Origin of the sequence: Chitinophaga sp. (assembly GCF_036569185.1) — a bacterium.
GTDB lineage: Bacteria > Bacteroidota > Bacteroidia > Chitinophagales > Chitinophagaceae > Chitinophaga.
Genome location: NZ_DATCRD010000037.1, coordinates 1 through 9,903, shown reverse-complemented (window position 1 = coordinate 9,903; position 9,903 = coordinate 1). Strand labels below are relative to the sequence as shown.

Annotated in this window: 10 protein-coding genes; 1 reads left to right on the top strand and 9 read right to left on the bottom strand. The window is 41.8% G+C overall.

Annotation, left to right across the window (positions count from 1 at the left end):
- Positions 1-126: 126 nt before the first annotated feature.
- The 6 genes from VIM72_RS03090 to VIM72_RS03070 all read right to left on the bottom strand — a co-directional run bounded on the left by VIM72_RS03090 (position 127) and on the right by VIM72_RS03070 (position 6,481).
- Positions 127-1,851: a galactosyltransferase-related protein gene (locus VIM72_RS03090; protein ID WP_332001403.1), complete on the bottom strand. Its 1,725-nt coding sequence runs from the start codon at positions 1,849-1,851 to the stop codon at positions 127-129.
- Positions 1,852-1,895: 44 nt separating this feature from the next.
- A complete protein-coding gene (locus VIM72_RS03085; RefSeq protein WP_332001402.1) occupies positions 1,896-2,756 on the bottom strand; it encodes a DUF7164 domain-containing protein in 861 nt (286 codons plus the stop codon).
- A gap of 102 nt (positions 2,757-2,858) precedes the next feature.
- The gene (locus VIM72_RS32365; protein ID WP_414648926.1) at positions 2,859-3,125 is read right to left on the bottom strand and encodes a pinensin family lanthipeptide; all 267 of its coding nucleotides are present in this window, start codon (positions 3,123-3,125) and stop codon (positions 2,859-2,861) included.
- A 132-nt stretch (positions 3,126-3,257) separates the two neighbouring features.
- Entirely contained in the window at positions 3,258-4,151 is an 894-nt protein-coding gene (locus VIM72_RS03080) for a beta-1,6-N-acetylglucosaminyltransferase (protein WP_332001401.1), read from the bottom strand.
- 36 nt (positions 4,152-4,187) lie between these two features.
- On the bottom strand, positions 4,188-5,621 hold the full coding sequence (locus VIM72_RS03075) for a serine hydrolase domain-containing protein (protein WP_332001400.1): 1,434 nt from the start codon (positions 5,619-5,621) through the stop codon (positions 4,188-4,190).
- 212 nt (positions 5,622-5,833) lie between these two features.
- Positions 5,834-6,481, bottom strand: coding sequence for a glycosyltransferase (locus VIM72_RS03070; protein WP_332001399.1), 648 nt, complete (start codon positions 6,479-6,481; stop codon positions 5,834-5,836).
- Between the two features lie 286 nt (positions 6,482-6,767).
- Here VIM72_RS03070 and VIM72_RS03065 point away from each other — a divergent pair, with 286 nt between their 5' ends.
- Positions 6,768-7,616 carry a hypothetical protein gene (locus VIM72_RS03065; RefSeq protein WP_332001398.1) on the top strand — a complete coding sequence of 283 codons (849 nt, stop codon included), beginning with the start codon at positions 6,768-6,770 and terminating at the stop codon, positions 7,614-7,616.
- On the opposite strand, the gene VIM72_RS03060 is transcribed toward VIM72_RS03065, so the two are convergent.
- From VIM72_RS03060 to VIM72_RS03050, 3 genes are all read right to left on the bottom strand, one after another.
- A complete protein-coding gene (locus VIM72_RS03060) occupies positions 7,613-8,974 on the bottom strand; it encodes an SMI1/KNR4 family protein (RefSeq protein WP_332001397.1) in 1,362 nt (453 codons plus the stop codon). The genes VIM72_RS03065 and VIM72_RS03060 overlap by 4 nt on opposite strands.
- A gap of 51 nt (positions 8,975-9,025) precedes the next feature.
- Complete coding sequence (locus VIM72_RS03055) at positions 9,026-9,583, bottom strand: dihydrofolate reductase family protein (RefSeq protein WP_332001396.1); 558 nt, start codon at positions 9,581-9,583, stop codon at positions 9,026-9,028.
- Between the two features lie 100 nt (positions 9,584-9,683).
- Positions 9,684-9,903, bottom strand: a 220-nt coding sequence (locus VIM72_RS03050) for a helix-turn-helix domain-containing protein (RefSeq protein WP_332001395.1), incomplete at its 5' end; no start/stop codon positions are given.

The window sequence follows — 9,903 nt, the reverse complement described above, 5'->3', positions numbered from 1 at the left end:
GTATCGTATACCTTAAAAGCAAGCCCGTCTTCAATATCATATGTTTCCCAATAAATGCCATCGGATCCGTTCCTGCTTTCTCTGACAAGCTGATCCCCGATAGCAACAGCAGCCGCCAGATAGAGATTATTTTCCATTTTTACCTCCCCATGATTCAATATATGTAAGTAAGCCTGCTTTATCCATTTCAGCTACTTTTAAAAATTCCCGGTGACTGTCAATCACAGCCTGGTTATCGGTGTAAAAAGAATTGAGCCCCCTGGCATGAGATAAATGGAAAAGGGGGCCAACAGCTCTGTGGACTTCCCCGTTTAATATCCTGCTTCGGAAATACAGTTCCTTATCTTCCAATCCCCAGCCAATAAAATATTCATTGTCGCCCCCCATAGCGAGGTAATCCTGCCTGTTCACTACAATACATCCACCAACGGAAGGAAAGGTGAGCTGTGTAAAATCATCCATATATTTAAACAGCATCGTAATATCCAGGTCTTCCAGAAAAAAGGCACGATGCGGGTCGCGCACATCCAGAAATCTTCCATCATAAGGATAGCTTATGATGCTTCGGCCATTCCGGATAGCGCAAACAGAATTATACATCTGCCCCGGTGCAATTATTACATCTGCGTCATACTTAACAATGACGGGCGTATCAGCCTTTTCTGCCATCAAATTATTATACATGGTGCGGTTGAGGATAGGATCATCATCTTCAATAAAAAGATATGTTACCATTTTATTACCGGTAATATCCTCTGGTACTTTTGGAGCCAGATCCGCCTCGAGTATAAGGATATTTGTGCGGAAATACCGGGTCAGAAATCCCACAGAAGTACGGAGATTTTCAATCCTGTTTACAGAATCAATCCTGATGGGTATAATAAATGTCACATCAGTCAGGTCAAATACTTCGGTATCCCTTACTTCCTTTATCAATTCAACATATTTATAGTTGCAATGATGTGGAAGAACAAAATTCAGGTATTCATAAAACGGGGAATACTCTGTATATTTTGACTTATAAAAATATTCATGCTGCTCATGTTCCAATACGCCGGCATTATGATAAATCTTGTAAGCGCCCCAGGTATCAATATGAAACGAGGGCCAGCAAAAATCCAGCTCCTTGTCAATAACAACAGTTGCTTTTTTAAAACTACTCCATAGAATGGCCCACATATCTGCGCACCATGCCTGGATATAATTCCGTTTCTTTCCGTTAATACGGGGAGGCAGATGCTTGATGGTATTAACCTCATCGGATAAGTATATGTAAATAGCCTCACTGTCGTCTTCCAGCTGTTGCCAGAAATTGTAATCCACCTTCTTCAACAGGTACTGGGCTCCTCCGGCATTCTCATCATTCCCTACCACTACTGATTTATCAATGTTCATTATCCTGCACATATTGTCAAGTATATCTTCGCCAAACTGGCGGATATACCTGGTATTCAGGTATTCTTTTGCGTTGGATACGTACCAGATATCATCTTTGCACAACCTGTCAAAATCCGGCAGGCTTTCCGTGAATACAATATCCGAATCATGGTAGAAAATTATTTCAGATTCCAGCTGGGGATATACAGCAAAATGTTGTTTTATAATATTGGGCCTGATGGAAGACAGGTACCTTGCAGAAATCCTTGTATCGGGGTAAAAAAAGAAGCGGGCATATTCCTTATAATCAACTGCCAGCTGAGCAACATTCGGATGAATGCCCTTTTCCCTGTTATAGCCAATAAGTATATGAATAGTATCCGGATCTATGCTGAACTTCCGGAAATTATAAAGCTGAATCTTTAATTGCCATACAAAATACTCTGAATCGGGTTGGGCGGATAAAAAGATCATTATAAACGTTTTCTATATGGGTTGACAATAAGGTTATACTTCTTTTACTCGTTACCAGTAAGTGCACAATAAAGACAATAATCGTCAATTCTTGATATATCCAGGTTTTCAATCTTTATACCTTCGTACTTACCTTTTGTAAATTCAAACTTCGAAAACTTCTCATCCGTATGCCAGCAGTGTAAATGCGCATGCGTATTCACCGGTTCTGCAGAATCAGATGGAAAGTCAAAATTCAGTTCATCAATCACACAATGCTCTACTAAATGATTGATAGCAATTTCACTGGCGTACATAGAAGATACTCCTTTATAATATCCCGGCCAGGCGCCTTCTTCATTCCTAAACTTAAAATTCAGGATATGACCAGTCAGATAAGTGGATAGCTCTGCCACCTTTAAAACATCTGCGCTGGGACCGAGCCAGGTAGACCCAATATTTGACAAATAGTTTTCCCGTATTGCCAGCCTGAAATAATCCGCCGTTTCTCTGATCTTTTTGCCGGTAGCTTCGCTATCTATATATCCTCCTCCCCCACATACAAACCCATTCAATTTAATATTATTCCACTTTGGCGTAAACAGGGTATCTACATCTGTTTTAAGAAGGTATTTATACTCCAGTAACCAGTCCTGTCCTATCATACAGGCAATACTATTAATATACGCGTAATTGCTAAAAAAAGGATACTCATCCAACGATACCTGTGGGATGAAGTAAATATTCGTCTTCTCCGTTAGCTGTTGTTCCCTGCTTCGGAAAACATCATATGCAGGATTATAAAAAACCACTACATCAAGATTCTCCGGGGCAGTTAACTCAATAGATCTTAAAAAGGTTTTAAACATTTTGAACTGGAACTCGGTAAAATCCAGGTACACTACAACCGCTACTTTTCCTTCCATTTACTGGTATTTAATTTTTGCTACTTCTGTATGTAGTTAAATTGGCTGCCCAGGGAACCAACCCTGAGCAGCCTTGTTTGAGAAACAGATCCACCGTTCTACTTAAACCTCCGTTGTTGGGGCTGGTTTTGGCGTAGTTGGTTTGGGGGTACTGCTACATGGCTTGCCTGCCTTACAGGATTTTGGCCATAGTGTCAGGTCGTGCCCAATGTCATAGATGGATTTGACAATGGTAACAGTGTCCACTACGCATTTGGTTCCTGAATCGTCATCATCACCACCTTTTGCGGTTTGGGCAACTTCGGGTTGGAGCTCTGTAATAAAGCTCTGTACTCTGAGCTCTTCCAGCTTCAGTTTTTTTCTTTCCATAAATTGGATTTGTGTGGGTTAAAAAAAAATAGTTGACGCTTATTATAGCTGGTAAAAAGAATCGTTGTGAATAGGCGTACCCTGCTGATGCATATCAGTTGATAATATACAGCACCATTTAACGTCTTAAAATCAGGTTATCGCGAGATGTTGATTGATAAATACTTCCAAACGGTCAATTATATCACTGTCTGTCTTTTCATCAAATTTCCGGGCAAAAAAACTTCCACACGAAACCAGTTCATCAAAATTTTCTTTTCTGAAAACCCGCGGCCATTCGGGGCCATCAGTCCAGTTTATGTAACGAAGATTATTATGCTGTACTTTATCAGCAAAAGAGGAATTCATTACTAAAGTGGGAATCAGGAGCTCATCAGAGATGTAGGTATACCTGAAAAATTCGAGTATGGCCGGGTACTTACTTAGTTTTGAAAGTATACTTTCTACGCAATCATGGGTTAATGTAAACCATGTGGATCCATAAAAGGGCGTTAAGTTACAGGGTAACAATCTCTTCTTCTTTTCTGCGGCCTGTGCGGCAACAAATGCTTCACTTTTTTTTATTCCAATATCATCCACCAGCCAATAATAGTCGATCCTGTCCATACCACCATTTCCTTCCAGGCCCATTTTATCCGGCATCGGGAAACATTCAATATATTCTTTACCGTTATTCAGGAGCAGGTAGTTGGCCAGGTCCTCAATTGGCCTTAATGGGAAGTCCATCCCGCTGATCAGGCAATAATAGTCATGCCTGGTATGGTTTACAGCAGTATTTAAAAGGTTTATCGTCAGGTTCGTAATACTGAAACCTCCCCAGTTCAGCTTCGTCCTGGGCTCAATAAAAAACACGTTGGCATCATCAGGGAAACGGGCTGCCAGTTCATCGAGGGATATGAGCGCATCACTATCTATATGCAGATACACTGTAACCTCTGCGTTTCCACTTTTCGTTGTCAGGCTCCGGACAAGTCGCACCAGCTGCTCAAAATTCTTATGGGCAATGATAAGAATTGCAATTTTCATAGCAATAGAAATAAATAAAGTAATTCCGGGATATTCTTATTGGGTCCGATGCATCATAACTTCGTGGCCATTCTGAAACAGGGTTAATTCGTTGTAGCTTATTCCATTCTCTTTTGTAAACTTAATTGTGGCGTCTATCAATGTATAGAAAAAAGTATCAGGCGAAGACGGATATATGTTGACAGTTACCTGATCCATATATCTTGCATATAATCTGTTCTGATGAGCGCTGATCACCATTTTCCTTGACGGATCATCTTTTACCTGGTAGGTTCCTACAAAAGGCTGCAACTGGGCAGCTGTAACAACAATGCTCTTCTTCAGGGGAGCTACTTCAGGCAAATCGAAGGACTTTTCGCGGTCCAATATCTGGCTAACCGGTACCATCAATGCATTAGGAGATACACAGTTCATGATATTCTGCAAAACAACTATTGTCAGATGCCGTTTTGTATAACGGGCAATGAGACTTAAATAACCTGCTATTCCTCCTCCATGCCATACAAAAGTGTTCTCACTGGTATCGGTAGTAAGGATCCATCCGAAACCATAGGGCATTGATTCTGCAAACCCAGCATAAGAGCTATCCTTAAGCAGTTGCGGCGTAAATGCTTCTTTCATAGTGGAAGATGATACCAGTTGTTCAGTATACAGCGCCTGATCCCATTTTAACAGGTCTGTTACGGTACTGCTTATACCATAGGCTCCATACACTCCATCCATATAATTAACATACCGGTTGGCTACCATGCTTTCAGGCGCTGCAAACCTGTTATCACCAGCATCCCATTCGTAACCCAAAGCATAGTTGCTCAACGGCTGTTTTGCCGTGCGCCTTGAATATACTGATGTATTCAGCATCCCAATTTTCTGAAAAATGTTCTCCTGCATATAGTTGCGGAAGGACTTCCCGGATACTTTAGCTACGATAGCCGCCAGCAACATATAATTGGAATTGGAATAGGCAAACGCCGTACCTGGCGGAAAGCTGGCGACAGGTATATTTGCCGGTAATAGCTTGATTATATCTTCATTAGTGTTAATTTTACTGGTATCAATTTGATTAGCAGTCCAACCCAAAAAATCTCCTATTCCTGAAGTATGATGCAGCAAATCCCTGATCGTAACTCCATAGTAAGGCAATCCAGGCAAGTAGTGCCGGATACTATCGCTGTATTTTAATTTACCTTGTTCCTGGAGTTGCATAATAGCCATAGCTGTAAATTGCTTGGCTAAAGAGGCTACTTCAAAACGGGTTTCCAGGTTCAGCAGAATCTTCCTGTCAAGATCAGCATAGCCATATGCGCCTTGAAAGATTGGTTTACCAGAATCTGCTACAAGTACACAACCATTAAATTGATGCCTTGTATATAGGGTATCAAACAATTGTTGTAGCTGCTCCGATCTGCTCTGCCCATTCGTAAAAAAAACAATCAGCACTAATAAACTGACTAAAGGGCTTTTTTTCATGTTCTCTACGGGTTGACAATATTTGATATCTGAAAGTAATATAAAAATTTGTGCTTCTGAAAAAATTTCAATTTTTTTTTTGCTTGATTATTTTACCCCCTTTCTACGCTATTCCTATCAATAATTTCTCCTGACCCGCCCAATCCATTTATTCCATTACATTTCACTCACATTGACCCTCCATGAATTTATCCAGCAGCAAGACAATTCCCTTATTTAAAAGCAGGCCTCAGCCACATGTGCGCCCAATAGTGAATGAGTGGTGCTACTGTCTCCCGTTCAGGCATCTCCCTGATTTCACGATAATTGTATAGAAAAATACTATTAACTTCTATAAGGTCCTGCCTGGAGTTATCATGTCTGATCAATGAATCGCGCATACGATAAGGACCTGAGTATTTAGGCGTCGTCAACGTATCCTGCAAACCATTATTGAATAATTCAACGACATCTTCTACCAGCGATAAAAGGTAAGCCTCTTCCCGGGCAGCAGAAAAACATTCCGAAGCCAGCGTGCCATTAAAGGGATCAACCACCAAATAGCCATACCCGTAATTTTGGCAGATCTTTAAAAACCCTTCGGGGTCAATCAATTCAATATCCCAATCCATGTAATACCCTCCATGATGATGTACGATCAGGTACCTGGCAATATCAGCAGATTCCGCCAGGTTCCTCGCATTAAGAAGGGTCGAAAGAGCAAAAGGATATATTGTTTCAACAAAGTTGTTAATATCCTCAAAGCTCCATACTTTTATTTCAAATCCATGCTCTTTAAGAGGTAGCCAGGAATTCAGGCAATGATCAATCAGTTCCGTGGTTTTGGGCCCAACAATCTGATGAATAATTTTCTCTACCATTACAGCGCTTTTATAAAAAGTTCATAATCTTTATCAGGTAATGAAACAGGTAATACGCCTACCTTTACACATCAGGATCAGGGCTACATAGTTAGCAATTAGCTGTAGAAATAAAAGGTACGGGCATCCAATATTTCCTGTCATGAAAATATAGACTTTCAACAATATAACTATAAAAATCTGATATAAGAAAATGTATCCTCTATTTTTATCTATTTAATTTAACGTTGATAAATTTTGTATCTTAAACTTTACCAATGACCAGCAAGATAAAATGAAAACCCAAATGAGTTCCACGATGATTTCCGTATCGGATCTGCTTACAAAATATCCCAATATAGAAATAGAAGAAGGCAACCAGGCTACAGCGCTTTGTTTAATTGATAGCAGGGTGCATGGCCTCTTTGCATGCATGTACTGCATACTTTATGGTTTGTTCATCTGCGAACAGGAAAACATGCACCCGGTTATTCACCTGGGCCCGCACCATCTTTATTATGAAGAAAAATATGGGGAAAATATTTTCAACTATTTTTTTGAACAGCCCTACACGACAACAGAAGGAATTCACAGGATGAAAGTAATACACCCGGATATTTTTATTACATGGTGCAATATATCCACCCTGGAAAAGAAAATATCAAACCTGCTGATTCAAAAATACTTCAGGTTAAAACCTATCTATGAAGATATAATAAAAGACTTCGTAAGTCAGCATTATTGGGGCCATAGAATGCTTGGTGTACATTACCGGGGCACGGATAAGGCAACTGAAACAAATCTTGTTCCATTTGAAGAGTACGTTGAAAAAATAGATTATCTCCTAAAAAACCGCATTTGTGACAGGATCTTTTTCGCCACTGATGAAATACATCTGAGAGGATATATTCGTAAACGATACCGGGAGCGTGCAGTGCTGTATTCACTGGAAGGCGATTATTCCGCAACAGGCACCAATAATGAGAAGGGGCTTCATTATTCGCTTTCCACACCATACCTTCATGCGAAAGATGCTATTATAGAATGCTATCTATTATCAAATTGCCAGATGCTGTTAAGTTCTGCGAAATCTTCCATGTCATTGTTCTCCACTTTTATAAACCCCGCCATAGCACACATTGTTGTAGAGCCCTAAGGATACTGCCCATTCCACTTCTTCAACTCCCCGATGGTAAGTCCCATATCGGCAAGCCGGTATCCCAGGTTGGATAAAATATAATCCTGTTCCGTTGGAAATCTCTCTAAAACCTTCTTATACGCTGGTAACAACCGCTGATCCTTTACGCCTGACAGCGCCTGCAAAGCGGCATGTATTACATAATTAGCGGGATCATCCAGCCCATTGATAAAAACATCCAGGTAGTGTTCCCTGTTTTCCAATTTACCCAGAGTATAAAAAGCGGTTACACGGATCTGTTCATTTTCATGGGTTGTAGCAGGGATCATCAAATGTGCGTAATCAGCTTTCATTTCTACCAGCAGGTAAGTACAAAACCTGAATGTTTCATCGTCATTGATACCTGGTAAGCTCCGGGTAATAACTTCCAGCCATTCATTGCTTTTGTCTTTTACATACCACCAGATAAACTGTACAACCGCCAGCAGGTCTACCGTGCTGTAAGCTAACAGGTGCGGCTTTGCCAGCAGATAACTGAATTTGGTTAGCACCTGCAGCCATTCCCGTTTATATTCTGCTTCGGCATGCAGGTATTCTTTCTCCAATAATGTTTCCATCCCCGGGTCAATATGCCGCTTCACCAGGATACCCCGAATGCATTGATGCCTGGTTAACTGATCTGTGGCGGCATGATATTTATCTAACAGTGTGGCCGCGCTGCCGCCCATGGTATAGCCAAACCAGGACGGGCCATCAATTGGTAGTTCTTCCGAGATAATTTCATCCAGCCATCGTTCATACCAGTCCAGGAAGTTATCTTCAAAAGTGAATTGAGGCAACTGCCTGTCCATATCCACGTTTACTACCTTCCCGGCGTGTTCCCCGTTTAATACCAGGCCATGCAGATAAGTGCATCCCTGCGACCCGATGGGCAGAATGCCCGCGTAAATATTTCCCATCGCAGCGTCATATGCTTCATCGGTGATATCGTCTTCTTCCGCATCCTTCGTAAGATCCTGCCAGGAATCAGCCGTTATACCGGGATAGATCTTCACCGGCCCGCTCAGGTATTTTTCAGGATCAGTTGTGAGCTCGTCCACGCACCCACCCAGCGGGTAAATACCATAGAACGGTCCGGCAGCCGCACCCGCATGCGATTCACCTCCATTGCCCAACTGCAACAGGAATACTTTATAACTTACCGGCAACGAAATATGGTACCTGGTTTCAAAATCCGAGATCGCTTCTTCCGCCAGGGGTTTATGCAGGATGTATTTATGGGAGCTGGCGCCGAATACTTTCAATTCCTTGTCTTTTTGTTTTGCCGCAGCTAACTTAGTCCTGATCCGCTCTACCTGTTCATCAAACTGGTGCATGGGTTAATTTTAAGTCCGCCTTAAAATTAATTTTTTTCCACCAGAAACCGCTTAACTCCTCTCCCGTTGGTAAGTAAGCACTACTACTCCTTTGTCCAGTACCTCTGTGTTGGAAAGCTTCAACCCACCGGGCAGTTTCCCTTCTTTGAAAAAGCGTTTACCCTTGCCCACAATGGCCGGATGAACAAAGAATTTATATTCGTCTACCAGGTCGGCTTGTATGAGGGCATCTGCCAGTGTGGCGCTTCCTTCTACCTGGATTTCATTGCCGGGCTGTTGTTTCAGCCTGGTGATCTCCTCAATGATATTATTTTTAATGATAGTGGTATTTTCCCAGGCGGCGTTTTCAAGGGTAGTTGATACTACGTATTTTGCTACACTGTTCAGTTTTGCGGCAATACCCATTTCGTTATTCTTCATCTGCGACCAGTAGGGGGCCAGCATTTCATAGGTTTTACGGCCAAAGAGGATGGCATCGCAGGCATGAATACCGTTGCTGATCAGCTGCTGACGGGCGGGGCTATCATATGGCATAAACCATTCTGCCATTGTTTCTGCATCGAAGATGCCATCGAGGGTGATCCATTCTGAAATGACTAACTTTCTCATGTTATTTTGTTTTTGTTGATGATGGTGATTGTTTACAGGTACAAAATAACAGCACCTTTCCGGCCTGTGATAGAAGAAACCCGACAAAATGGGAAATGGGCTAACCGGGGAAGTTTTCCGCCTGTTTTATATATTCCAGGGGAGAGTAGGTAGTAAATTCCTTAAAAGCGCGGATCAGGTGACTTTGATCTGCATAACCGTTTTCCAGCGCCACGCCGGTCATGTCCGAAAACCTGTTGCGGTTAAGCTGCTGCAACGCAGCGTTAAACTGGCAGATCCGGCTGTACATTTTCGGGGTAAGACCAATATGCTGCTCGAAC

Excerpts from the sequence above, each read along its gene's own strand:
- VIM72_RS03070 (WP_332001399.1), bottom strand. The coding sequence starts at position 6,481 with ATGGTAGAGAAAATTATTCATCAGATTGTTGGGCCCAAAACCACGGAA.
- VIM72_RS03055 (WP_332001396.1), bottom strand. The coding sequence starts at position 9,583 with ATGAGAAAGTTAGTCATTTCAGAATGGATCACCCTCGATGGCATCTTC.
- VIM72_RS03075 (WP_332001400.1), bottom strand. The coding sequence starts at position 5,621 with ATGAAAAAAAGCCCTTTAGTCAGTTTATTAGTGCTGATTGTTTTTTTT.
- VIM72_RS03090 (WP_332001403.1), bottom strand. The coding sequence starts at position 1,851 with ATGATCTTTTTATCCGCCCAACCCGATTCAGAGTATTTTGTATGGCAA.
- VIM72_RS03080 (WP_332001401.1), bottom strand. The coding sequence starts at position 4,151 with ATGAAAATTGCAATTCTTATCATTGCCCATAAGAATTTTGAGCAGCTG.
- VIM72_RS03085 (WP_332001402.1), bottom strand. The coding sequence starts at position 2,756 with ATGGAAGGAAAAGTAGCGGTTGTAGTGTACCTGGATTTTACCGAGTTC.
- VIM72_RS32365 (WP_414648926.1), bottom strand. The coding sequence starts at position 3,125 with ATGGAAAGAAAAAAACTGAAGCTGGAAGAGCTCAGAGTACAGAGCTTT.
- VIM72_RS03060 (WP_332001397.1), bottom strand. The coding sequence starts at position 8,974 with ATGCACCAGTTTGATGAACAGGTAGAGCGGATCAGGACTAAGTTAGCT.
- VIM72_RS03065 (WP_332001398.1), top strand. The coding sequence starts at position 6,768 with ATGAGTTCCACGATGATTTCCGTATCGGATCTGCTTACAAAATATCCC.